Source organism: Nannocystis pusilla, from assembly GCF_020073745.1.
In the GTDB taxonomy this organism is placed as follows: Bacteria; Myxococcota_A; Polyangia; order Nannocystales; family Nannocystaceae; genus Nannocystis; species Nannocystis radixulma.
In genome coordinates this window covers 176,495-199,741 of the sequence record NZ_JAIRAU010000059.1, presented here as the reverse complement: position 1 = coordinate 199,741, position 23,247 = coordinate 176,495, and the positions used below count along the sequence as shown (strand labels likewise).

The window sequence follows — 23,247 nt, the reverse complement described above, 5'->3', positions numbered from 1 at the left end:
GGGCACCTGCGCGCCTCACCGCGGATCGGGCTCGATGTGGAACACGATCTCGGTCGCGTCGTAGCGGCCCAGCGCGTCGCGGACGATCAGCGGGAACACCCAGTCACCGGCGGCGGTGAAGTCGAGCGAGACCATCCACTTGAAGCCGTCTGGCGTCACCGGCCACGCCTTGGCCTCGAGGTCCGCCAGCTCGTCGTCGGCAGCCGGGCGCGCCGGGCCGAGCGACAGCTTGAACGGCGGCTCGGGCTCGTCGCCGCGGAATTGCGGGTGGTCGCGCGCCGGCCTCGACCCGACCTCGATCTCGGCCGCGAGCGCCGTCCGGCCGACGTACTCCGGCCACGCGCGGCCCTCGGCGGCGCGCAGGGCGATCGAGAAGTAGCCGTTGTCGGTCACGACCGGCGTCGAGAAGTTCACGTAGGGGTTCGGGTCCTCCTCCGGCGTGCACGCCGGCGCGACGAGCACCGCGGCGACGACCACGCCACGGCGGAGACCGGTCCAGGCGATGGGCAGCATGACACACCTCCCCGACCGTCATACGGCCGCGTCGCGCCCCCGCAACCGCAACCAGTGCGAGCGAGCGAGCCGGCGTGCGCAACCGTTGCTCGCGCGCCGCTCGCCCGAGCTGGCTCATGGACCAGGTCGCTGCGGGGCGATCACGATCTCGGCCTTGTGGATGCGGTCGCCGACCACCAGCGCGAGCGCGGCGGCGAGGCCGTGGCGGACCTCGCCGATCCGCGTGTAGCGGCCGTCGAGGTGCGGGGCCGGGGCGTGCATGATGAAGAATTGACTGCCGCCCGTGTCCTTGCCGGCGTCGGCGATGCCCACGGCGCCGCTTGCGAATGGAGCCTCGCCTGGCTCCGAGGGCAGGGTGAAGCCGGGACCGCCCCATCCGGTCCCGCCGGGGTCGCCGCCCTGGACCACGTAGCCGGGCACGACGCGGTGAAAGCCGAGCCCGTCGTAGAAGCCCGCCCGCGTCAGCGCGACGATCGCCGCCACATGCCACGGCGCCGCGGCGGGCTCGAGCGCGATGTCGACGCGGCCGCGCTCGGTGTGCAGCAGCCACATCAGCTGCCCCTGCACCGGCTGCGGCTCGTGCGGCGGCAACGGGGGCGGTGCGCTCGGCTCGGTGATCCCGGGGTCCTCGCCGCCGGCCGTCTTCACGCACGCGCGGGCCGCCGCGCGCACGGTCGCGTTGGCGTCGCCGAGCGCGTCGCGGCAGACCTGCAGCCCGCGCGCCCCGCCGACCTTGGCGAGCGCCCCGGCCAGGCCCGCGAACAGCTCGCCGTCGCGTTCGCCCGCGGCCCGCTGGACCAGCGCGTCGACCAGCCCTTGCCCGGGCGCCGGCCGCGGCGCGGGGCCGGCGAACCGCCCCTGCACCGCCTCCGCCGCCGTGCCCGCGACCGCCGGTGAGCTGTCCCGAAGGCCAGCCTCAAACAGGCCCTCGACCGGCGCCTCCTCCCACAGCTCCGCCGCCGCCGCCAGCGCGGCCGCCCGCACGCGCGCGTCGGCGTGACCCGCCAGCGTCGCCAGCCGGGCCCCGCGCGCCTCCGCCGAGCCGCCGTACCCCTGCTCGATCAGACCTGTCTCGAAGGTCAGGCGCTCGAGCTCCGCCGCCGGCCCCAGCGCCTCGGCGCAGCGCAGCGGCGGGCGCCACTCCGCCGCGCGGCCGGCCAGCGCCGCCAGCCCGCAGGCCAGCCGCGCCTGCACCCGCTGCGACGCCGGCCCGGCGGCAGCCACCCGCGCCTCCGCCCGCGCGTGCGCCTCGGCGGCCCCGGGGGGTGGGCTGGCCTTGCCGGATGTCAGAATGGACATGGCCTCGAGGACAGGGTGTCCGGGACCTGTCCCGTCGACGATGTCGCGCTCGAGCTCGACCCGCAGCCAGTCCCACAGCGCCGCGGTCGCCGCGGCGTCGCCGAGCTCGCCGAGCCCGCGCGCCGCCGCCACGCGCACCCACGGCTCGGGGTCGTCCAGCCCGGCGCGCAGGGCCGCGAGCGCGCCGGTCCCTCGCCGCCGCGCGAGGCCCTTGAGGGCCAGCGCCCGCGCATCCGGATCCAACACTCCGACCGCCCCCTGCAGCGCCGCCTCGCCGGCGTCATGGCCCGCCCCGTGCGCGTGCGCGAGGCCGTAGACCCCCGCGTACACGAGGTGCTGCTCGCCGCCGGCCACCATCGCCACCAGCCCGTCGCGCGCCGCGTCGTCGAGCGCCAGCTCGCGCCGGCCGAGGAGCCCGAGCCCGATCGCCGCCGCCGCGCGCACCTCGGGCGTCTCGGTCTCCACCAGCGCCGCTCCGAGCCGCGCCGCTGCCGTCGCCGCGCCGACACGCCAGGTCGCCTTCACGATCGCCAGCCGCTCGCGCGACGACGCCTGCGGCCAGCGCTGCCACAGCGTCGCCTCGTACGCGCTCACGTCGGACCCGAGCGCGCCGGCCAGCGCCAGCGCCTCCATCGCGGCCACCCGCGCCGCCTCCTCGGGCGCGGCCAGCAGCTCGCCGAGCCGCGCCAGCGAACGCGCGTCGCCGGTGCGCCCGAGCCCCCGGATGGCAGTCAGGCTCGCCGCGCTCGTGCCACCTCGCGTGTACGCCACCAACTCGGCCGACCCGGCCTCGCGGCGCGCCTCGGCGCGGGCGATCGCCGGCGCTTCGTCCTCGCCCCCGGCAGAAGGCGACGCCGGCGGCCGCGCGCACGCCACGAGCAGCGCGCAGCCGCCGACGATGATGTGGACCCGACGCGGCACCTCCATGGCCGAACGGTCAGGTCAGAGGCACTGCTGACCGCACTCCTGCGTGGTGCACATGAAGATCGCGCCGATCAGCGGGTTCTGCATGGGGTTGATGCCGCACATCATGCCACACATCTGCGGGTTGCCCATCGCCGCGCACTCGAGGAAGCAGGCGCAGTCCTCGTCCTCGGCGCAGGCCAGCGTCTCGTCGCAGCAGCTCGCCTTCACGCACTCGTCGCACTCGTCGTCGTTCGGCTCGGGCGCGCACAGGTCGGGCGCCCCGGTCGTGCCCTCGGTCGTGGTCCCCTCGGTCGTGGTCCCCTCGGTCGTCGTCGTGCCCTCGGTCGTCGTGGTCCCCTCGGTCGTCGTGCCCTCGGTCGTCGTCGCGGGCTCGGTCGTGCCCGTCGTCGTCGCGGGCTCGGTCGTGGTCGGCGCCTCGGTCGTGCCCATGGTCGCGGTGCCGCCCATCGTCCCCTCGGTGAGCGTCGCCGTCTCCGTCGTCGTCGTCGTCTCGGTCGCGGTGCCGGTGGTCTCGGTGCCGGTGCCGGTCTCGGTGGTCGTCTCCGTCGCGGACGCGGCCTCGGTCCCGTTGCCGCCCCCGCCGTTGCAGGCGGGGAGCGCGAGGAGGGTGATGCAAGCGGTCAGAGAGACAAGGCTGAAATTACGTCGCATGTGCAGGCTCCTTGGAAAAAGCAAAGGGAGCCCGATCCTATCCTCCGAAGCGACCGCCGAGAAGGCCTGCGGCGGAGGGCCTGTCCAGGAGGACATGTCCCCCGAGCCATGTCCTTGTGTGGCCTCAGATCCCCATTCGCGCCAGCGCATCGACCACGCTCACGATCGCGGTGGCGACCTGCGGGTGCTCGACCTCGAATTGCCGCGCCGAGGCGCGCAGCATCTCGACCGTCTCCGCGCTGACGAGCGCCGCTGGCGACTGCGCCGCCAGCTCGTCGCCGGCGTGCGCCTCGAGGCGGTCGGCGATCTCGCGCAACGTCTGCGACAGCATCCCGCGCACCTCGGGATCGGCGGTCGAGACCGTCTCGAGCTCCTGGTGCAAATGAGCGAGGGTCTGGCGCAGTCGGTCCGTGTGATTCACGCGGGTATCCATGGAGGATCTTGGCCGACTGACAAGCGGACCCATCCTGGCGGGGGCCTCGGCGGCGCGGCTTTATCGGCGCGCGCGACCGGCGTAGAGTCGCGCTCGATGCAGCAGCACCCACGGATCAGTCGTCGGCGCCTGGCCGGCCTCTTCGTCTGGGCCGGCGCGGCCCATGCCCTCCCCGCCTGCGGTCAAGCCGCCGCCGAAAAGCGGGTCCTCGTCCTCGGAGCGGGTCTCGCCGGCCTCTCTGCGGCCTGGGAGCTACAACAGCTCGGCTACGCGGTCACCGTGCTCGAGGGGCGCGATCGCGTCGGCGGGCGCGTATGGACCCTGCGCGACGGCTTCGAGGACGGCCAATTCGCCGAGATCGGGGCGGTGCGGATCCCCGACGTCCACGAGCTCACCCTCGACTACTGCGACAAGCTCGGGCTCGAGCTCGACGAGTACAAGGACGGCGAGCCGCTCTACTACATCGACGGCCAGCGGTTCCTGCACGCCGACGGCGAGGCCTGGCCGGTCATGGGCCTGACCGCCGAGGAGGAGAAGCTGACGCTCGGTGACTTCTGGGAGCGCCAGATCTACGCCACCTTCGAGGAGTTCGGCGACCCGCGCATGAACGGCTTCCCCAAGCCGGGCATCGTCGAGAAGTACGACGGCATGGTCTACGCCGACTTCCTGCGCATGCGCGGCGCCAGCGAGGCCTACCTCAAGATCTACGCCGCCGACAACGGCAGCGAGATCAGCACGATCGGCACCCTGGCGTGGATGGGCGCCGAGGTGGCCGACAAGGCGTGGGGCGCCACCTATCACATCCGCGGCGGCAACGACCAGCTGCCGCTGCGGATCGCCGACGAGGTCGGGCTCGACAACATCCTGCTGTCGCGCAAGGTCACCAAGATCGAGCACGACGACGCCGGCGTGACCGTGACGTTCAGCGGGCCCGACGGCGAGGAGACGCTGTCGGCCGACTACCTGGTGTGCGCGATCCCCTTCACCACCCTGCGCGACGTCGCGATCGAGCCGGCGTTCTCCGCCGACAAGACGCGGGCGATCAAGGAGCTGTTCCTGATGAACGCCGGCCGCGGCTACATCCAGACGCGCACCCGCTTCTGGGAGGCCGAGAAGATCGGCGGCCTCAAGATCGCCAAGACCGACGGCCCCGCCGAGCGGATCTGGAACCTCAGCGACGTCCAGCCCGCCGGCTCCACCAAGGGCATGATCCAGTCGTACACGCAGAACCACAACGCCGACGCCTACTGCGACGTCGCCCCCGAGGACCGCGAGGAGTACTGCCTCGCCGCCGTCGAGAAGTTCTTCCCCGAGATCCGGGCCGAGAAGGTCGCCTTCTTCCAGTACTGCTGGGCCGACGACCCGTGGGCCAAGGGCGCCTGGACCGACATCCTGCCCGACCAGTGGTGGATCGTCGCCGCCACCCGCAAGCCCGAGGGCCGCGTCACCTTCGCCGGCGAGCACACCTCCGTGTGGGCCGGCTGGATGCAGGGCGCCATCGAGTCGGGCCAGCGTGCCGCCGACGAGATCGCGGCCATGGACTGAACGCCAGGGCATGTCCCCCTGGGCATGCCCTTCCGAACATGACCCTCCAGACAGGCCCTGGAGGGCATGTCCTCACGGCACGTAGCCGCCGATCCGGGCCCACCCCGTGGTCCCCATCGACGTCGTCACCAGCTCGCCGCGCAGCGGCGTGACGACGCCCGGGCCGGGGGCTGGCGACGGCGCGCTTCGTCATCCTCCTCGCCGCGGACCGCGAGCGTCGGCGAGCAGGACCCGTGCTACCGTCGCGCATGCTCAGGACGATGGGGTGCGCCCCCGTGGTGCTGCTGGTGCTGCTGGCCCCGTGGGCTCGGAGTGCCACTACCGGGAGCGGGTGACGCTGTCGCGCGAGGATTACGAGTCGTGGGCCATGGGAATTCCGACGCCGATCGACGACCCTGGCACGACCGGCGATCCGTCGGAGCCGACCACCGGGGTCGGCTCGACGACGGACGCCGGCACGAGCGGCACCGGCGGAGCGATGCTCGACGAGCAGCAGGTGTGCGAGATGGTCTGCGCGAAGGTCACGCCCAACGACCCGTACGCCGGAGGTTTCGCGCAGTGCCAGGTGGACGGGGCGATGGGCACGGGGAACGTGCAGATCGACTGCCTCTTCTCCATCGGCTGCGCGTGACCGCGGCGCGCTCCGGCGAGCCCTGGCGGGCGCTCTCGCCGCGCGAGGTGCGGCGCCGCAGGAACCCGAGGACATGCCCGATGGCACATGATTTATCGGACATGCCCTCGCGGCCATGCCATCACGGCAGCGCAGCCCCTGGCTGACGACGAATTTCTCGAAGTCCAGCCCTTCCAGCGACGAGCCCGGCGATCGTCAGCGCCGATCCCCTCGTCGCTCGCTTACCGCGCGCCACTTGGCGTGCGCGCGCTTGGCTCAGGCGCTACCAATTCCACGAGACATGGACGGCGTACTGGGGCAGGGCAGGAACGCAGCCCGCCCACGAGTTATCGCAGTTGGGGTAGCAGAGCTTCATCGGCAGCCGCACGATTCCGATGGTGAGGCCTTTAATCGTCACGTCGCCGCCACTGGAGAGAACGCCATAGACGTACTGCGCCGCGGCCTTCTCTCCGACTTCCGCCGCCAACTCCCAGAGCACCTCCGTCACCGAGTCATATAGAGCCCAGAAGACTGCAGAGCTGGCGACGCCTGCCGTCGCGGCGGCAGCCGACGCGGCAGCGAAGATTTTCTGGTACTCCTTATATCCGATCACATCGTAAATGACCTCGTCGTATTTGTCATAGAGATCATCGAGCGGATGTCCGACAGAGCAGAACTGCCCTTGCAACTTGGCGCAGGCGAAGGCCTTTTCGCCTTCACAGGTCGCCTTACAGGCGGGGTTAACAACGGCCGGCGTGCACGTCGTATGCCATCCAAAGTACCAGTAATCCCAGCAGTCCTGCCAAGTACACTTCTTCGTGCAGTCGGTCTTGCACGACGTGCGCTCGGCCAAATCGACCGTTTCCCCCGGGGCTAGATCGGGGGAGACCTCGGCCTCGAAGCCGAGGTCCGGCTCCGAATCCTGCATGGCTGCCCGTTCACGATCAATCAAATCGAGCGGCGCCTCCGTTGGAGTGCCCCATTGCTGCGGTGCGGCGAAGATTACAGCGGTGGTGAAGAGTGCCGATGGAATATGGGCTAACACGGTGAGAGACATTGCATTTCCTCCTGTTGCAGTCGTTCGACCTCCTCTACTTGTCACCGCGTCCGAGACAGGCAAGCGGATTGCCATAGCGGTCACGACGCCCAAAACAATCGGAGGCGGGCATTTTGCGGCGAGCTTCGCGGCGATAGGCGAGGAACCCGGAATGAACAGTCGGAGGCTCAATACATGCTCGGCGCGGAGGGCGATCTGTTCCGCCGCCGCTCAACGGCGAATGTGTCTCGAGGGAGTGTGACGATGATCTCGCTTGCTTGGAAGGACCACGGCATACGACCGCGTACGTGGTCGGCGGGGCCATCGTCCACGTCGGCGTCGCACACAAAGCAGTCAAAGGTAGGGCCAAATGATGAACGGACCTACTGGTGAGATGAACATCACGCGGACTTGCGCCAGCGCCGCAACGAAGATGCCGCCCCGTCAAGCTCCTGGGGTGGGCCGCGCGCACTTGAGACGCTGTGGCGGGACTGGTTCGAGGGCTTCTTCGATGCGGCGGTGTTTCGCTAAACCTGCCGACGTGGACGACTGCAGGGCGACCTGCGGCGGCTCGTCGGCGGCGTTCGCCAGCAGAGTCCGCCAACGCGTTGGTTGTATTGTCGTGTCAGCATTGGAAAGCCGAGGAATAGGGGAAGTGCGCACTGATCGATGCACCCGACGTGCGCCCGACGGTGCACCTGATGATCCCCGCTTCATCGTCGATCGCGCGATCGGCCCGTGCACGCGAGCGCACGCACGCGGGCCTGCTCGCGCGCGCGACGGGACGCGTCGAACCCGCCTCGCACGCGCTCGTCACGTCAGGCGCCGCGGGCGCGCGTTTGCGAGGGGCGACGCGTCGACTATTCTCCGCGCTCGCGCGACGCGTCATGACGACCTCCGAGTCCACCTCGATCCTCGCCAACCGCGACGTCGCGTTCTACTGGTTCGTGCGCCTGTGCTCGATGATGGCCTTCCAGATGATCGCGGTGGCCGTCGGCTGGCAGGTCTACGACCTCACCGACAGCGCGCTGGCGCTGGGCTACATCGGCCTCGTGGGCTTCATGCCGGCGGTGCTGCTGGTCCTCGTCGCCGGCCAGGTCGCCGACAAGTTCGACCGCCGGCGCGTGGTCCAGGCCGGGCACGTGCTCGAGGGCGCGGTGTCGCTGGTGCTCGCCCTCGGCTGCTGGCAGGGCTGGCTCGACGTCACGGGCATCTTCGTCGGCGTGTTCCTGGTCGGCGTCGGCAAGGCGTTCGCGGCCCCGTCGCTGTCGGCGCTGCTGCCCGCGCTGGTGCGCCCCGACGAGCTGCCGCAGGCCGTCAGCGCCACCAGCGCGGCGATGCAGTCGGCCGTCATCCTCGGCCCCGCCCTCGGCGGGTTCCTGTACCTCGCCGGGCCCGGGGCGGTGTACGGCGTCAGCGCGCTGCTGTTCGCCGCCTCGATCACCTTGCTCGGGGTCATTCGCCGCCCGCGGGCCCCTGAGATCCCCGTCTCGCCCGATCCCGAGGCCGGCTCGGTGTTCGCCGGCATTCGCTACATTCGCCACCAGCCGGTGGTGCTCGGCGCCATCTCGCTCGACCTGTTCGCGGTCCTGCTCGGCGGCGCCACGGCGATCCTCCCCATCATCGCCCGCGACCTCGTGCACACCGGCCCGATCGGCCTCGGCTTCCTGCGCGCGGCCCCGGCCGTGGGCGCGCTCGCGGTCTCGTTCTGGCTGGCGCGCCGCCCCATCGAGCGCCGCGCCGGCCACGTCATGTTCGCCGGGGTCGCCGTGTTCGGCCTGGCGACCGTCGTGCTCGGCCTCTCCGAATCGCTCGCGCTGTCGCTGATCGCCCTGCTGGTGCTCGGCGCGGCCGACATGCTGAGCGTCGTCATCCGCGCCTCGCTGGTCCAGCTCGAGACGCCCGACCCGATGCGCGGCCGCGTCAACGCCGTGAACTACCTGTTCATCGGCGCCTCCAACCAGCTCGGCGAGTTCCGCTCCGGCGTCACCGCGGCCTGGTTCGGCCTCGTGCCCTCGATCGTGCTCGGCGGCGTCGGCACGCTCGTGGTCGTCGGCCTGTGGATGTGGTGGTTCCCCGCCCTCGCGGCCCGCGATCGCCTGACGAGCAAGTGATCCACGGCCGCGCGCTCGGAGCGGGCAGACCTCCCGCTACTCGTCCTCGCCAAGCGCCTGCGCGCGCGCCTCGAGCTCGGCCTCGACGGCGTCGAGGAACTGACCGTCCTCGTCGTCGAAGCGGCGGGCGTAGCTGTCGTAGAACGACGGCCCGATCGCCGGCGTCTCGGCGTTCCAGCGGCCGCGCCCGGCCTCGTCCTCGCGACCCGCCTCCTGCCACATCGCCGCCAGCGCCTCGTCGTCGGCGCCGCGCGCCCGCGACCAGTAGTCATGGCCCTGGCCGACGATCCAGTCGGTGAGATCCTCGCAGCTGTCCTCGGACAGGCAGGCGTCCAGCTCGGGGATGTACGGCCCCTCCCACTTGTCACGCACCTCGCTGCTCGCGTCGACGACGTCGGCGTAGAGCGCGACCAGCTGCTCCGCGCTCTGTTCGGCGACGAGGGCCGCGAATCGGTCGGGGTCGGGCATGCTCGCGTCGAGCAATTCCCACAGGTGCGCGTAGGCTCGGGTCATGACGCGGGTGTATCACAGGCGCACGCTCGCGCCCCATCGCGTCGTCGGCCCGCATCCGGCGGTCGAGCCGTGGTATACGTGCAACATGCGAGCCGTCCGCGCGCGCCTCATCATGACCGTCGCCGCCGCGTTCGCAGCGGTCGGTGGATGCGGTCCGGCAGCGCCGCTGCCGAGGCCCCCGCCCGGCAGCGCCGGCGAGGGTCACCCGCGCGTCGACGCTGCGAGCTCGGGCGCGAATGCTGCCATCAAGACGGCCCTCCGCGACCCTCACCGGTTCGACTGCGCGAGTGATGCCGACTGCCGCAATTCATGCGAGCACGGGGCGGTCAACGCGGCCTGGTACGCCCGCGCCGAGGCGCTGCCCGGGTTCAGCGAGTGCGAGGACGGCTGCGACGACCAGGTGGCCGAGCCCCCGCGCTGTGAAGCCGGGGCGTGCGTCGCGTACCAGAGCGATCCGCACGACGGCTCGCGGGTGTCGCGGCGCGACGCCTGCACGCGGGTCGAGCGCGAGTAGCCCGCCGGGGCCCAGCGCCGACGATCGGCGTGCCGCTCATCCCGCGAACGCCGGCCCCGCGATCGCCCGCAGCGGCGTGGTCGACATCGGCGCCCCGCTGCCGATCGACGCCGCCGTCGGGTCGAACGCCCGCAGGCACGTCAGCAGCACGTCCGACGTGTTGCCGTCGCTGAACGGAAACGGCGTGATTTGATGGTGGATCCCGGGGTAGATCAATTGATCGCGGCCGTGGCCGGTGAGGATGATCAGGCAGATGCCGAGACACGCGCCAGCGATCCGCGGCCGCCACCACGCGCCATCAGATCCGCTCGAAGTCGAGGTCGATGGTGCTCATTCCGCGCTCGACCGTGACAGTGACCTCGTCTGCGTCCGAGATCTCCAGCGCGATGGCGGCGAAGTCCGCCTCGCTGGTGAAAGGCAAGCCCTCCACCGCGATGATCACGTCGTCCTCCTGGAAACCCAGCATTCCGGCGAGACCGCCCGGCCTGACCTCGTCGAGGTACATCCCGACGACCACGCTCGAAACCACCTTCGGATAGAGCCTGGCATGGTCGCAGAACAACAGAGTCGGCTCGGCGCCGAGCGTATCGATGAGGTCCTGCGACACCTGGCATGTGGTGCCGGAGCACGAGATCCAGGCCGATAGTTCGAGCGCCGCGCAAGGATCCGCTCCAGTCGTCGTCGTCGGCGTCGACCCCGTCGTCGTCGGCGTCGACTCCGTCGTCGTCGGCGTCGACTCCGTCGTCGTCGACGTCTCCCCCTCGGTCGCGGTACCCGGACTGGGACAGCTCGACTGGTACGTGTTCGGCAGATTGCACGCGACGTTCGGCGTCGCCTGAAGGATCCATTCGAGGTCGAACTCCTGGTCGAACGGATCGCACTTCACATTATTAAATCCCGCCGACTTCTCCACGCAGTCCTCCTGGGCCTTGACCAACAGCGCGTTGCGAAGGGTCTGGTACTCGGGATCATTGTCGTCGGCTTCATCGAGGAGCTCGTCGTCCTCGACATCGAAACAATCAGCGCCCTTGGCGATGACGAATTCCTCCTGTTCGTTCTGGGGGTCCGTGCGCTTCCCCGTGAGCGTCACCTCCCATCGCTTTCCAGGTTTAGGAAGTTGATGCACTTGTCGCTGAGAATGCACGAGCTCGCGCACGCGAGTATCGAAGACATCACCACGCACCACTTAAACCGTCCCATGATCGCCTCCTGTACACACACCGTCCAAGTCATCGCTCACGGATCTTCGACCCCATAGCACTGCCTTGCCTGGGCCACGACCTCCGCCTGGCAGGGGTACTCTGGGGCGTCGCTAAATGTTCCGATCGGGCGATCAAGGGCTTCCTGATACTGGGAGTACTCCTGGCATGAGACCTGCCCGAGACAGACCTTCAGATCAAAGTAAGCTTCACACTCTTTCCGTTGGGCGCGCAGAAAATCAGGACATCCCTCGAGGCACTTCTCGAGGGTGTTGTCCTCGTCTGCGAACCCGCACTCGAACTGGAGCGGGCACGTGTTCTTGCACGCCTCGACGACCTCGTCCTCGCCCTGCGCGCGATCCGTGCAGCCCGCAAGGAGCGGCAGGGCCAGTCCGACCGTGAACGCGAGTACGAGGCCAGACCGAGAGCTCGAGGACATGGGCTCAAAGTATCCCGGCCTCGGGTCGCCGGCAATTCAGTCGGCCAGGAGAGAAACGCCACCGCCCCCCTAACAGGGTGCTGAAAAAGGCCGGCGTAACCACACGCCGGAGACGGAACTGAGGGCCTTGCCGGGCATGCGCGATTTCGTACATTGACCGTATGCGCGGCACCAAGGCCCCCCAGTCCAGCATGATCTGCCTCGTCTCGCCCGAGTCGAGGATTCCCGAGCGGCACCCGCTGCGCGCGGTGAAGCAGCTCGTCGATGCGGCGCTGAAGGACCTCGCGCCGGTGTTCGAGGGCATGTACTCGAACGTCGGGCGGCCATCGATCCCGCCGGAGTCGTTGCTCAAGGCGACACTGCTGATGGCCCTGTTCTCGGTTCGCAGCGACCGGATGTTCTGCAGCCAGCTGAGCTACAACCTCTTGTTCCGGTGGTTCCTCGACATGGACATGACCGAGGATGCGTTCCATCCGACAACCTTTACGAAGAACCGCGAGCGGCTCATGGATCACGACGTGGCCCGCGAGTTCTTCGCGCTGGTCGTGGGCCAGGCGAAGGCCGCCGGACTGATGAGCAGCGAGCATTTCTCGGTCGACGGCACGCTGATCGAGGCTTGGGCGTCGCTCAAAAGTTTCAAGCGCAAGGACGAGTCGGTCGAGGAGAAGCCGCCGGTCGAGGAGAAGCCGCCGGTCGAAGACGCGAAGAACCCGACTGTCGATTTCCATGGCGAGAAGCGCGGCAACGAGACGCACGCGTCGACGACCGATCCGGAGGCCAGGCTCGCGCGCAAGGGCAACGGCAAGGAGGCCAAACTGTCGTATGCGCAGCACGTGCTGATGGAGAACCGCAACGGACTCATCGTCGACATGTGCATCACGCACGCGCATGGACGCGCCGAGGTCGAGGCCGCGTACATGATGCTCGAGCGCAACGATCCTACACGAAGCCGACGCACGGTCGCCGCCGATAAGGGCTACGATACACGCGACTTCGTCGAAGGCTGCCGCCGGATCGGCGTCACACCGCATGTGGCCATGAACACGGGCCGCAGCGGCGGTTCGGCGATCGACGGCCGCACCTCGAGACACGAGGGCTATCTGCTCAGCCAGCGATTCCGGAAGCGGATCGAGGAGATCTTCGGCTGGGAGAAGACAGTCGCCAACTACCGCAAGACCCGATTCCGAGGAAAGCAGCGCAACGAGATGGCGTCACTTCTCATCGGCGCCGCCTACAACCTGCTTCGGATGGCCAAGCTGCTGCTGCCCATCGCATGAGGCCCGCCGGGCTGGGGGTCCCCCCCTGCCCCGAAGAGGCCCGGATGCCTCCCGCACGAAGGCTGCGGCCCAACAAGCCCTCTTGTACAGGCGCTCGGGACCGCGGCGACGGCTCATATTCGAACATCCAAGTCTTTTTTCAGCATCCTGCTAAACCGGGGCATTTTTACCCTCACCACCAGGGACTGACGGTGCGTTGACATGAGGGGGCGCCGTTTGCGCCCTGACGCTTCCTTTCTGGCGAGGGGCAGCTTTCGCCCAAGGACGGGCGTCGACAGGAGTACCTCGGAGACGCCGTGCCGCTCTATCCCGCGAACGCCGGCCCCGCGATCGCCCGCAGCGGCGTGGTCGACATCGGCGCCCCGCTGCCGATCGACGCCGCCGTCGGGTCGAACGCCCGCAGGCACGTCAGCAGCACGTCCGACATGTTGCCGTCGCTGAACGGGAACGGCGTGACCTGATGGTGGATCCCGGGGTAGATCAATTGATCGCGGCCGTGGCCGGCGAGGATGATCGGCTGGCGGGCGATCGTGTGCGAGAGGCCCTCGGCGCAGTCCGAGCTGCAGTAGATGATCGTCGAGTCGAGCAGGTTCGTGCCGTCGACGTCCTGCCACGCCTTGAACTTCTTCAGCAGGTCGGCGAAGCGCTCCATGATGTACACGACCCCGTCGTGGACGAGGTCCTGGGCGTTCGCGTCGTGGGTGTGGAAGTGGTGGCCGGCCGACTGCCCGATCTCGGAGAACACCGTCTCGGCGGCGCCGCCGATGAACAGGCAGCTGGCCACGCGGGTGATGTCGCAGGCGAACGCGTACACCAGCAGGTCGCTCATCACGTCGTTGACCGCCGTGATCGGCTCGCGGCCGTCGACGTCGACGTTGGCCTCGCCCGGCATGTCGGGCAGGCCGCACAGCGGCGTCGCCGCAGTGATCTTCTTCTCGAGCGCCGCCACCCCGTCGAGGTGGGCGTCGAGGCGCTGGTTGTCGTGCTTGCCGAGGCGGGCGCGCAGGCGCGACACGTCATCGCGGACCGCGTCGAGGATGCTGGTCCGCAGCGCGCGGTCGTCGGGCCGCGGCACGAACGCGCCGAACAGCTCGGTCCACACCTCCTGCGGGTTGAACTTCGGGTACTGCGGCTCGTTCGGGCCCTTGTGCGACAGCGCGAACATCGTCGTGCCGGAGTCCATGATGCTGACGTGCTTGGAGATCCCGAGGTGCACCGACGCGATCGGCGTGGCGTCGCCGACGGCCTGCGCGACGAGCTGGTCGATCGTCGGCCCGCCCGCCTTCGAGAACAGGCCGTCGACCTCCACCATCGTGTGCCCGTTGAAGGCCGTCATCCCCTCGTGGTGGGTGATGATCTTCTCGCAGCGGTTCTGCAGCCCCGTCAACACCGTCACGTAGTCGCGCACCTCGGCGAGCGGCGCCAGCTGCTCGCTCAGCGGATAGTCGGGGCCGACCGCGGCTGGCTCGAAGCGCGGCAGCAGCACGCCGTTGCCGAAGAACCACGTCATGAAGCGGGTCGGCAGCGGCCCCCCGCCGGCCAGCGCGGCGCCGTGATTGTCGAGCATGGCCTCGAGCAGGGGCAAGGCGATCACGGCCTGGGCCGCGCCGCGGAGGAAGGTGCGACGTGCGAGGGGACGGCGAGGCATGACGGGCTCCTATTTCGGTTCGGCGACCGCGCGGAACAGCGGGCTGGCGACGAGGTCGACCAGCAGGCCCTTGACCCGGTGGCCGCCGGCGACGAAGCTGTCCTCGAGGTCACGCAGGACCGGCAGCTCGCCGAAGCCCTCGAGGTGGCCGAGGCCGCCGCGCACGAAGCTCTTGATCACGCACGTCGTGGTCCGGCGGTCGGCGATCAGCGCGGCCGCCAGCGCGCGCGCGCCGGAGAACCGGCCGAGGTCGGCGGTGGCGGCCGAGGCGTCGATCGGCAGGCCGTTGTCCTCGGTGCGGAACACCCCGAGCGAATCGTAGTTCTCGAGCGCGAGCCCGAGCGGGTCCATCGATTGATGGCAGCCGGCGCAGGTCTTGTCCTCGACGTGCTTCGTCAGCTTGTCCCGCATCGTCTGCGGCTCGTCGGGATCGTCGGGCGGCAGGTGGGTGTCGACCCCCGGCGGCGGCGGGAGGATGATGTCGCACAACAGGCGCGTGCGAATGAACTGACCGCGGCGCGTCGGCGACGTCGTCGCCGGATGCGCGAAGCGGGCCAGGAAGCTGGCCTGACCGAGCAGCCCGGCGCGGCCCTGCGCCGCCGGCAAGGTCACCGCGTGGAAGCCGGGACCCTCCGGCGCCGGCACGCCGTACAGCTCGGCCAGGGCGGCGTCGACGAACGTGTACTCGGCGTCGATGAGCCCGCGGATGTCGCCGTCCTGCGCCCACACGATGTCGTCGACGAGGTGCAGCGTCTCCTGCGCCATCGACTCGGCCAGCTCGGGCGAGAATTGCGGGAACAGCTCGCCGCTCTTGCTCAGCGTCGGCAGGTCGCGCAGCAGGAACAGCTCGCTGTAGAAGTTCGCCAGGGTCGCGCGCGCCTCCGGCCGCGCCAGCATGGCCGCGGCCGCGGCCCGCACCTGTTCGTCGGTCGCGAGCTCGCCCGCCTCGGCGGCCGCCATCAGCGCGACGTCGGGCGTGCGCCCGAGCAGGAAGAACGACATGCGAGCCGCCAGCTCGAGCGCGGTCAATCGCCGCAGGCCCGGCGCCTCGGCGTCGGGCTCGCCGAGCTCGATCAGGTAGACGAAGTTCGGCGATTGCAGCAGCGCCATCAATTCGTACTGCAGGCCGGTGTCGAACGAGCCGCCCCAGGCGCGCCCGGCCCCGGCGATCCGCACCAGCGCGTCCACCTCGTCGGCGGCCAGCGGGCGCCGCCACGCCAGCCGCCCGAACTCGCGGGCCAATTCCTCGTAGCAGCCCGACTCCGCGGTCGCCGCATTCACGCACGGCACGAATGTCGCCAGGCGCTTGCGGTGCTGCACCGCGGCCGCGGCGACCGCCCGCGCCGACGACTCGCATTGCTCGACCGAGCTCGCCTGCAGCGCCAGCTCCGCCGCGCCGATGGCGTCGAAGCCGTGCAGCGGATAATCCTCGGGCGGCGCGGCCGCGGCCGCGGCCTGGTCGCCGAGCAGGTAGCGGATCGATCCGACGTATTGGTGGCGCAGGAGCCGACGCAGACCGCCCGGCGCCGGCGCGAACGACGAATCGCCGCCGGTGGAATCATCGCCGGCGATCGCCGGCCCCGTCGTCGTCTCGTCCGCGTCGCTCGTGTCCGTGGCCTCATTCGCCGGACACGCGAACAGGGTGAGACACGAGGCGACAGTGATCGCCATGCGGATCGGTCGCGTCATTCGTGGTTGCTATGCACGAACTTCGTCCGGCCAGCGACGCGAACCGTCGACCGGATCACTCCGCTCGCGGCGCATCCCGGTGGCCCAACGTGGTCACGCGTCGGTGCCACGCCCCTGGCGGGCCCGGCACCGTAGCGACCGGCCACGGCGCGCGCACACCAAAGGCTGACCCTTCGTTATGTCCTCGAGGACATCTTAAAAATGACGACTCGCGTCTCCCGACGCCGACGTCTACGCCGCCGGCCGCGCGACGTGACCCTGTGATGATTGCGGACCCCTACGAATCGACGCAGTCGGGTGGCGTGAAGCGCCGCGACGCGCTCGCGCCTCCCCGGGCGGCGCCGCGGCGCGTCCGCCTGCGGCGTGGCGAGGGCGTCTCCCCGCGCCGGCTCCGGCGCGGCAGGCGGCCCGGATCGCGGCCTCCGCCCGCGATTGCGACCGCGGCAAGGCGGCGTCCTCGCGGCGGATCACCGACGACGCGCAGCCCGGTCGATCGCGCCCATCGCCCTCCCCGCTCGACCCGGGGTATAGTCGCGGGCCCGGCCGCCACATGTCCCTGACCCGCCGCGCGCTGTCCAGCCACGCCCTCACCGCGCTCGCCACCGCGGGCCTGTGCGAGCTGTTGTGGTCGCGCGAGGTCGTGGCCGCCGCCGTGCGCCCGAAGCTCGGCGCATGGCTCGCGGAGCTGGGCGAGATGACCCGCGCCCTGCGCGGCCGCAGCCTCGGTGAGCGCGCGTTTCAGGGGTTGCTCGACGACCTGTGCGCGCGCGTCGACCTCGACGACCTGTGCGCCCGCCTCGACCTCGACGCGCTGGCGACGCGCATGCGACTACCGGCCCGCGGCGCCGCGACCGTGGACCTCGACCTCGCCGCGCTGGCCGGCGCTCCGTCGCCGCGCCTCGTCGGCCGGCGGGTGTTCGGCTGCCGCAAGGGCCGCGCGATCGTCCCGCACGGCCACGACGACCTGTGCACCGGCTTCATCGTGCTCGCCGGCCGCTGGCGCGGTCGCCACTACGACCGCCTCGAGACCCACGCCGACCACTTCGTCATCCGCCCGACGATCGACCGCGAGTTCGCGCCCGGCGACCACTCCACGGTGTCCGACCAGCGCGACAACGTCCACTGGTTCGAGGCCCTGTCCGACCGCGCCTTCGTGTTCAACGTCCACGTCGGCCGCCGCGACGGCGCCGGCCGCCGCGTCTACCTCGACCCGGACGGCGAGCGCCTCGCCGACGGCTCGATCCGCGCGCCCAGGTCGAGCCACGCGGCCTGCCTCGCCCGCTACGGCGCGACGTGACCCGAGGGACATGCTCGCCCGGACATGCCTGAACGAGCTGGTCCTTCAGGACATGTCCTGGACACCAGCCTGCAGCAGCGCCGCGACCTCGGCCTGCTCGTTGAACTCGGCCCACTGCAGCGGCGTCGCCCCGTAGATCCGCTCGCGCGCGGCGACGGCGGCGCCGTGGCCGAGCAGCGCGCGCACGACCTCGAGGTGGCCGTTGCCGGCGGCCACGTGCAGGGGCGTCGGCAGCCCCGGCCCCGCGCAACCGTCGACGCTGGCGCCGGCGGCGAGCAGGGCCAGGACCGCGGCCACGTGGCCCTCGCGGGCGGCCATGTGCAGCGCGCTCACCTCGGCGGGCGTCTCGCCGAGCAGCCGACGCGTGCGCGCGTCGACCTCGGCGCCGCCGCGCAGCAGGACCTCGATCGCCTCGGGCCGGCCGTTCTTGGCCGCCAGCGCCAGCCAGCAGGCCAGCAGCTCGGGCGGCTGCGGCTCCGCGGCGAGCCGCGTCGCCATCGCCTCGAGGTCGCCGGTCACCAGCGCGGTGGCGACGTCTTCGCGGGCCCCGAGCCCGTGCAGCACCTCGACCTGGGCCGCGTCGCCGCGCGCCAGCGCCAGCGCCAGCGCCGTGAGGCCGTCGTCGGTGTGCGCGTGCAGGTCGGCGCCGTATCCGACCAGGCGTGACAGCGCGGTCCGGAGCCCGCGCGCGACCGCGAGGTGGAGCGGGGTCATGCGCGCCGACACGAAGCCCATGCGCTGGTGGACCGCCGCGGGATCGGCCTCGACGACCGCGCGGACCGCCTCGGGCCCGCTCGGCAGGGCGGTGAAGATGTCTTCGCGGGCGCCGGCGGCCCGCAGCAGGGCCGCCACCGCCGCGCGGTCCTGGTGGCGCTGCGGCGCCCAGCGGACCACGATCGACCAGCCCAGCGGCGTGAGCGCGAACCACTCGTCGCGCGGCTCGATCCCGGCGCCGTGGGCCAGCAGCAGCTCGGCGACCGCCGGGATGCCCGCCTCGGCCGCCCAGTGCAGCGCCGTGGAGTCGCTGGCCCGCTCGCGCGCGTGCACGTCGGCGCCCGCCCGCAGCAGCGCCGCGACCACCGGCGTCTGCCCGCGGTGGGCCGCGAAGATCAGCGGCGTGCTGCCGAGCGCCGGGTCCCGCGCCTGCACGAGCCCGGGGTCGGCGTCGATCTGCGCGACCGCGGCCTCGACGTCCCCGCGCTCGATGACGGTGAACAGCTCGGACCCGGGAGACTCCTGGTGGCTGACGGTCATGGTTTGAGGAGGATCGCCGAAGTCCCCCACGCCGACAAGCCGAGCGGCGCTCGCCGCATGCATGTCCCTTGGGACATATCGCGCGAGGTCCGTCGATCCCCGGGGCCTCGCCGAGCTCCCCCGCGGGTCGCCGGCCCCCGGCCCGGAAGACGCGAAAATAGCGAATCATTCCGGCAGTTTACGAAAATTTTCAAGTTTTCTGGGCGGCCGTGTCGATCCTGCCGCGTGTCGTTCGACGTGGTCATGAAGGCCCGGGCGCGCAGGTCGACAGACCGCGGATCCGGCACCACCTCGACTGCGGAGTTCAAACGACCAGAGGGTATCGACATGCGATTCATGATGATGGTCAAGGGCGACACGAATTATGAGCAGGGCATCCCGCCGAGGCCCGAGCTCGTCGCCGAGATGGACAAGTTCATCGCCGAGATGACGCGCGACGGCGTGCTGCTCGACACCGGCGGCCTGGCGCCGAGTGCGGTGGGCGCCAAGATCGTGGTCGATCGCGGCGAGCTGCGCGTCATCGACGGCCCGTTCGCCGGGGTCAAGGAGGTCGTCGGCGGCTTCACGGTGATCCAGGCCAAGTCCATCGACGAGGCGCTCGAGCTCGGCAGCCGCTTCATGCGCCTCCACCTGCGGGTGCTCGGCGAGTCGTACTCGGGCGAGTGCGAGATCCGCCAGATGCTCTGATCTACCCCCACCATTCACCGCGACAACGAACCACTCGACATTCAATCACAGGAGAAGACGTCATGCAGACCACATCCGCGAAGAAGCGCGTCCGCGCCGGCCAGATCATCAGCGCCCTGCCGGTGCTGTTCCTCCTCGTCGACGCCCTCGGCAAGTTCCTGCTGCTCGACCCGGTGGTCGAGGCGTCCGCCGAGCTCGGCTACACCGGCGACATGGTCGTGCGGCTCGGCGCGCTCGAGGCCGCCTGCGCGCTGCTGTTCGCCGCGCCCCGCACCGCCGTGCTCGGCGCGGTCCTCCTCACCGGCTACCTCGGCGGGGCCGTCGCCACCCACGTGGTCCACGGCTCGTCGTTCGGCTTCACCCTGGTGTTCGGCGCGATCGTGTGGCTCGGCATGCTGCTGCGCGACGATCGCCTGCTCGCCCTGCTGCCGCTGCGCCACCCGCGGTCGCTGTGACGAACGTCGGCACCTGTCCCGCGGGACATCCGTCGATTCACGGCTTGGCCGCCACGCACAGCGGGCGGGCCGCCTTGGTCGTCAGGCGCACCGACGTCTGGCTCCCCTTCGGCAGCCAGACCACCAGCGCGCGGCCCTTGTGGGCCGCGGTGGTCCAGTAGCCGCCCGGCTTGATGCCGGCGACCTTGGCGAAGCTCTTGGCCTCGTTCGGGTTGGCGAGCTTCCAGCGGGAGATCCCGAGGTACTTGTTCTTGCCGAGCGTCGCGCAGTACTCCTTGGCCCAGTGCTGGTTGCCGGCCTTGCCGAGGGCCGCGGGCGTCACCAGGTCGCCGGAGGTGATCAGCGGCGGCGGCTCGCTCGGGGCCGCGGGCGGGCTCGCGGGCGGCGGGACCTCGGCCGCGTCGCCGGTGGTCGCGGGCGCGGCTGGCTCCGGGGGCATGGTCTCCGGGACAGGTTGAGGCGGCGGCACCACCACCGGCTGCGGCTGCGGCGGCTGCTGCTGCGGGCCGGAGGGCGTGACGGCGTCGGGCGCGGCCGGGGCCGGCGGTTCGCCGGTGCGCAGCGCCTCGGTCACGATGGTCGGCAGCTCGAACTCCGGCACCACCGGCCCGCGGTTCAGGTACCACCAGGCGCCGAACCCCGCGACGCCGAGCACGACGAGCGTCATGAGGCCCCCCGACCGGCGCCGCGGCGGCGGCGTCGGCAGCTGCAGCGCGATCGTCGGCGCGAACACGGCCGCCTGCGAGGCCGCGGCCGCCTGCGAGACCGCGGCCGTGGCCTCGAACGGCTGCAGCGCGTCGGCCAGCTCCTTCGCCGACTGGAACCGCTCGTCTGGCTTTTTGGCCAGGCAGCGCAGGACGATCGCCGACAGCTCGGGCGGGACCGCGGGGACGCGCGCGTCGAGCGGCTCCGGATCGGCGGTGATGATCGCCAGCAGCGTCGCCGGCACCGCCTCTCCGGTGAACGGGTCGCTGCCCGTCAGCGCCTTGTAGAGCACCGCGCCGATCGCCCAGATGTCGGTGCGCGCGTCGGCGTAGACCGCCCCGTTGATCTGCTCCGGCGCCATGTACTCCGGCGTGCCCATCAGCACGCCGCTGGCGGTCAGCGCCCCGCTGCGGTCGATGAACTTGGAGATCCCGAAGTCCATCAGCTTGAGCACCGCCGGGCCGCTGTCCGGCTGGTGGATGAACAGGTTCTCGGGCTTGAGATCGCGGTGGATGATGCCGGCGCGGTGGGCCGCGTCGAGCGCGTGCAGGGCCTCGCGGATCAGCGCGACCGCGACCGGCGGGGCCAGCTTGCCCTCGCGGGCGATCCGCTCGGCGAGGTTCTCCCCGCGCAGCAGCTCCATCACGATCACCGGCCCGAGCGAGGACGTCTCGAGGTCGAGGATGTCGCAGATCCCCGGGTGCCCGATCCGCGCCGCCACCCGCGCCTCGTTCTGGAAGCGGGCCACGATCTCCGGGTTCTTCGAGACCTCCGGCAGGATCAGCTTGAGCGCCACGTCGCGGTCGACGTGCACGTTCTTGGCCCGCCACACCGCCCCCATGCCGCCGCGCCCGAGCTCGCTGACGAGGCGGAACTTGCCGGACAGCAGCCGGCCCTCGAACGGCAGAACCATGTCCGTGGTCGGACAGCGCAGCGTCGCCTCGTCGTGGTCCGCTCCGCAGAACGGACATGCTTCGAGGTGTTCCCCTGCCGACTCGGCGTTCATCGGGACCCGCAGGCTAACACACGCGCAAGCGGGGCGTCGTCGCCCCGCGGCCGACCTGGCGCACGCCGCTCGCGGCCCTGGCGCGCCGGGTCCCCTGGCGTCCCCTGGGGGGTCCACCTGGCGCCCCGGGCTGTGGAGCGCACGACGCGCGGCGAGCCGAGCGCGACCTCTCGGTGAAAGATCGCCCGCGCCGGCTCGCGTCCGCCCGCGGAGCGAAGCTGTCTTTTGGGACATCCGCGAGCGATCCGCGCCGGCTGGCCCGGCGAACGTCGTCCGCGAGTCCGGGCGGCGACCGCGAGCCGGAGCGCGAGCCACCCGGTCGCGGCGCCGGGGTCGGCCGACCGGGTTCGGCGCGGCTGCAGGAGGCCGGCGGACCTCGGGCGCCGACGAACGAGGCGGCCGCGATCTGCCGCATCGGCAGTCACGACATTCGCCGCGCGCGCGGGAGTCGTGTCTCCGCCGTCGAGCGATGCGAATCGATGCATCGCCGGGCCTCGGGAGCGCACCGGCGCGGTGATCCGCGGCGACGCGAATCGTGGCATCGCCGCCAATCACGCCACCACCGGACCGCGATTCCGGCGGCGCGGCGATTCATGGCACAGCGGACGCGTTCACTGGCAACCGGGCACGAACTCGGGGGTGGCGCACTCCTCGAAGCCGGCGGGCACGCAGCCGGACGGCGAGTCCCAGCGCTTGTCGGTGTCGCCCACCTCGCAGACCACCGGGACGAACGGCGGGCACGCGCCGCCGTTGGCGATGCAGCGCAGGAATTCCTTGTTCTCGTAATCGGCGCACACCTCGCCCTCGACCTCGACGTGCGGGGCGCCGTAGATCGGCTGGCACCCGGCCGGCTCCTCGAGGCACTCCGCCTCGGTGAGCGCCTCGCACGTGTCGCACAGCGCGATCCCCGGCGCCTCGCACAGGCTGAAGCCGGACGGGTGGCAGCCGGACGGGAGCAGGTAGACCTCGTCGGTGCCGTCCTTGCAGAAGGGGTGCTCGGCCTCGTCGCAGTCCTGCGGTTCGGAGCAGCCGAGGTACACCTGTCCCGACGGGCAGCCGGGGAAGTCGAAGGCCGTGCCGAAGTGGCTCACGCAGTCCACGGCCTCGCAGGTGGCCTGGTCGAGCCCCTCGCAGGCCACCGGCGTCTCGGTGTCGCTCGACGCCGACGTCGCGCTGGCCGTCCCGATGGCGGTCGTCTCCGAGGGGTCGAACTTGGTCGTCGACGTCAGCTCCGGCTCGAGCGTCGTGCCATCGGTCGTCTCGCCGTCGGTCGCCGTCGCGGGCGTCGCGGTCGTCTCCTCGAGCGTCGTCGCGTCGGAGTCGGACAGGTTGCCGAGCTTGGTCGGCAGCGGGCAGGCGGTCAGGGTGATCAAGGTAAGGAAGAGGGGGGCGCGAAAGCAGGCGTTCATGTCAGAACCTCACCCCCTCGTCTCCGA

Annotated in this window: 22 protein-coding genes; 8 read left to right on the top strand and 14 right to left on the bottom strand. The window is 71.0% G+C overall.

Going from position 1 to position 23,247, the window contains the following annotated elements; all coding sequences use genetic code 11:
* Window positions 1-15: 15 nt before the first annotated feature.
* The 4 genes from K7C98_RS42350 to K7C98_RS42335 form a co-directional block, all read right to left on the bottom strand.
* On the bottom strand, window positions 16-513 hold the full coding sequence (locus K7C98_RS42350; RefSeq protein WP_224197654.1) for a hypothetical protein: 498 nt from the start codon (window positions 511-513) through the stop codon (window positions 16-18).
* 114 nt (window positions 514-627) lie between these two features.
* A complete protein-coding gene (locus K7C98_RS42345) occupies window positions 628-2,739 on the bottom strand; it encodes a peptidylprolyl isomerase (RefSeq protein ID WP_224197653.1) in 2,112 nt (703 codons plus the stop codon).
* Between the two features lie 15 nt (window positions 2,740-2,754).
* Entirely contained in the window at window positions 2,755-3,390 is a 636-nt protein-coding gene (locus K7C98_RS42340; RefSeq protein ID WP_224197652.1) for a hypothetical protein, read from the bottom strand.
* A 124-nt stretch (window positions 3,391-3,514) separates the two neighbouring features.
* Window positions 3,515-3,811 carry a DUF4404 family protein gene (locus K7C98_RS42335; RefSeq protein WP_224197651.1) on the bottom strand — a complete coding sequence of 99 codons (297 nt, stop codon included), beginning with the start codon at window positions 3,809-3,811 and terminating at the stop codon, window positions 3,515-3,517.
* A gap of 108 nt (window positions 3,812-3,919) precedes the next feature.
* On the opposite strand from K7C98_RS42335, the gene K7C98_RS42330 reads away from it, so the two are divergent.
* Both K7C98_RS42330 and K7C98_RS42325 read left to right on the top strand, forming a co-directional pair.
* Window positions 3,920-5,368 carry a flavin monoamine oxidase family protein gene (locus tag K7C98_RS42330; RefSeq protein WP_224197650.1) on the top strand — a complete coding sequence of 483 codons (1,449 nt, stop codon included), beginning with the start codon at window positions 3,920-3,922 and terminating at the stop codon, window positions 5,366-5,368.
* Window positions 5,369-5,669: 301 nt separating this feature from the next.
* A complete protein-coding gene (locus K7C98_RS42325) occupies window positions 5,670-5,999 on the top strand; it encodes a hypothetical protein (protein WP_224197649.1) in 330 nt (109 codons plus the stop codon).
* A 262-nt stretch (window positions 6,000-6,261) separates the two neighbouring features.
* Here the strand turns inward: K7C98_RS42325 and K7C98_RS42320 are convergent, their stop codons facing one another.
* Window positions 6,262-7,035: a hypothetical protein gene (locus K7C98_RS42320; protein ID WP_224197648.1), complete on the bottom strand. Its 774-nt coding sequence runs from the start codon at window positions 7,033-7,035 to the stop codon at window positions 6,262-6,264.
* Window positions 7,036-7,901: 866 nt separating this feature from the next.
* On the opposite strand from K7C98_RS42320, the gene K7C98_RS42315 reads away from it, so the two are divergent.
* Complete coding sequence (locus K7C98_RS42315; protein ID WP_224197647.1) at window positions 7,902-9,128, top strand: MFS transporter; 1,227 nt, start codon at window positions 7,902-7,904, stop codon at window positions 9,126-9,128.
* Between the two features lie 36 nt (window positions 9,129-9,164).
* On the opposite strand, the gene K7C98_RS42310 is transcribed toward K7C98_RS42315, so the two are convergent.
* Window positions 9,165-9,641: a hypothetical protein gene (locus K7C98_RS42310; RefSeq protein ID WP_224197646.1), complete on the bottom strand. Its 477-nt coding sequence runs from the start codon at window positions 9,639-9,641 to the stop codon at window positions 9,165-9,167.
* A gap of 85 nt (window positions 9,642-9,726) precedes the next feature.
* Between K7C98_RS42310 and K7C98_RS42305 the strand changes: the two genes are divergently transcribed.
* On the top strand, window positions 9,727-10,155 hold the full coding sequence (locus tag K7C98_RS42305; RefSeq protein ID WP_224197645.1) for a hypothetical protein: 429 nt from the start codon (window positions 9,727-9,729) through the stop codon (window positions 10,153-10,155).
* 36 nt (window positions 10,156-10,191) lie between these two features.
* Here K7C98_RS42305 and K7C98_RS42300 read toward each other — a convergent pair whose 3' ends face one another.
* From K7C98_RS42300 to K7C98_RS42290, 3 genes are all read right to left on the bottom strand, one after another.
* Entirely contained in the window at window positions 10,192-10,371 is a 180-nt protein-coding gene (locus K7C98_RS42300) for a hypothetical protein (RefSeq protein ID WP_224197644.1), read from the bottom strand.
* An 82-nt stretch (window positions 10,372-10,453) separates the two neighbouring features.
* Window positions 10,454-11,245: a PDZ domain-containing protein gene (locus tag K7C98_RS42295; protein ID WP_224197643.1), complete on the bottom strand. Its 792-nt coding sequence runs from the start codon at window positions 11,243-11,245 to the stop codon at window positions 10,454-10,456.
* Between the two features lie 146 nt (window positions 11,246-11,391).
* A complete protein-coding gene (locus K7C98_RS42290; protein ID WP_224197642.1) occupies window positions 11,392-11,793 on the bottom strand; it encodes a hypothetical protein in 402 nt (133 codons plus the stop codon).
* Window positions 11,794-11,954: 161 nt separating this feature from the next.
* Between K7C98_RS42290 and K7C98_RS42285 the strand changes: the two genes are divergently transcribed.
* A complete protein-coding gene (locus K7C98_RS42285; protein WP_224197641.1) occupies window positions 11,955-13,070 on the top strand; it encodes an IS5 family transposase in 1,116 nt (371 codons plus the stop codon).
* A 304-nt stretch (window positions 13,071-13,374) separates the two neighbouring features.
* Here K7C98_RS42285 and K7C98_RS42280 read toward each other — a convergent pair whose 3' ends face one another.
* Together K7C98_RS42280 and K7C98_RS42275 are read right to left on the bottom strand one after the other, a co-directional pair.
* Window positions 13,375-14,718, bottom strand: coding sequence for a DUF1552 domain-containing protein (locus K7C98_RS42280; RefSeq protein ID WP_224197640.1), 1,344 nt, complete (start codon window positions 14,716-14,718; stop codon window positions 13,375-13,377).
* Between the two features lie 9 nt (window positions 14,719-14,727).
* Complete coding sequence (locus K7C98_RS42275; protein WP_224197639.1) at window positions 14,728-16,407, bottom strand: DUF1592 domain-containing protein; 1,680 nt, start codon at window positions 16,405-16,407, stop codon at window positions 14,728-14,730.
* 550 nt (window positions 16,408-16,957) lie between these two features.
* On the opposite strand from K7C98_RS42275, the gene K7C98_RS42270 reads away from it, so the two are divergent.
* A complete protein-coding gene (locus K7C98_RS42270; RefSeq protein WP_224197638.1) occupies window positions 16,958-17,704 on the top strand; it encodes a hypothetical protein in 747 nt (248 codons plus the stop codon).
* Between the two features lie 45 nt (window positions 17,705-17,749).
* Here the strand turns inward: K7C98_RS42270 and K7C98_RS42265 are convergent, their stop codons facing one another.
* A complete protein-coding gene (locus K7C98_RS42265; protein WP_224197637.1) occupies window positions 17,750-18,958 on the bottom strand; it encodes an ankyrin repeat domain-containing protein in 1,209 nt (402 codons plus the stop codon).
* Between the two features lie 327 nt (window positions 18,959-19,285).
* Here K7C98_RS42265 and K7C98_RS42260 point away from each other — a divergent pair, with 327 nt between their 5' ends.
* Together K7C98_RS42260 and K7C98_RS42255 are read left to right on the top strand one after the other, a co-directional pair.
* Window positions 19,286-19,645, top strand: coding sequence for a YciI family protein (locus tag K7C98_RS42260; RefSeq protein ID WP_224197636.1), 360 nt, complete (start codon window positions 19,286-19,288; stop codon window positions 19,643-19,645).
* Window positions 19,646-19,707: 62 nt separating this feature from the next.
* Window positions 19,708-20,100 carry a DoxX family protein gene (locus K7C98_RS42255; RefSeq protein ID WP_224197635.1) on the top strand — a complete coding sequence of 131 codons (393 nt, stop codon included), beginning with the start codon at window positions 19,708-19,710 and terminating at the stop codon, window positions 20,098-20,100.
* Between the two features lie 37 nt (window positions 20,101-20,137).
* Here the strand turns inward: K7C98_RS42255 and K7C98_RS42250 are convergent, their stop codons facing one another.
* Together K7C98_RS42250 and K7C98_RS42245 are read right to left on the bottom strand one after the other, a co-directional pair.
* A complete protein-coding gene (locus K7C98_RS42250) occupies window positions 20,138-21,811 on the bottom strand; it encodes a serine/threonine-protein kinase (RefSeq protein WP_224197634.1) in 1,674 nt (557 codons plus the stop codon).
* A 611-nt stretch (window positions 21,812-22,422) separates the two neighbouring features.
* Window positions 22,423-23,220, bottom strand: a complete 798-nt coding sequence (locus K7C98_RS42245) for a hypothetical protein (RefSeq protein ID WP_224197633.1) — start codon at window positions 23,218-23,220, stop codon at window positions 22,423-22,425.
* Between the last annotated feature and the right edge of the window lie 27 nt (window positions 23,221-23,247).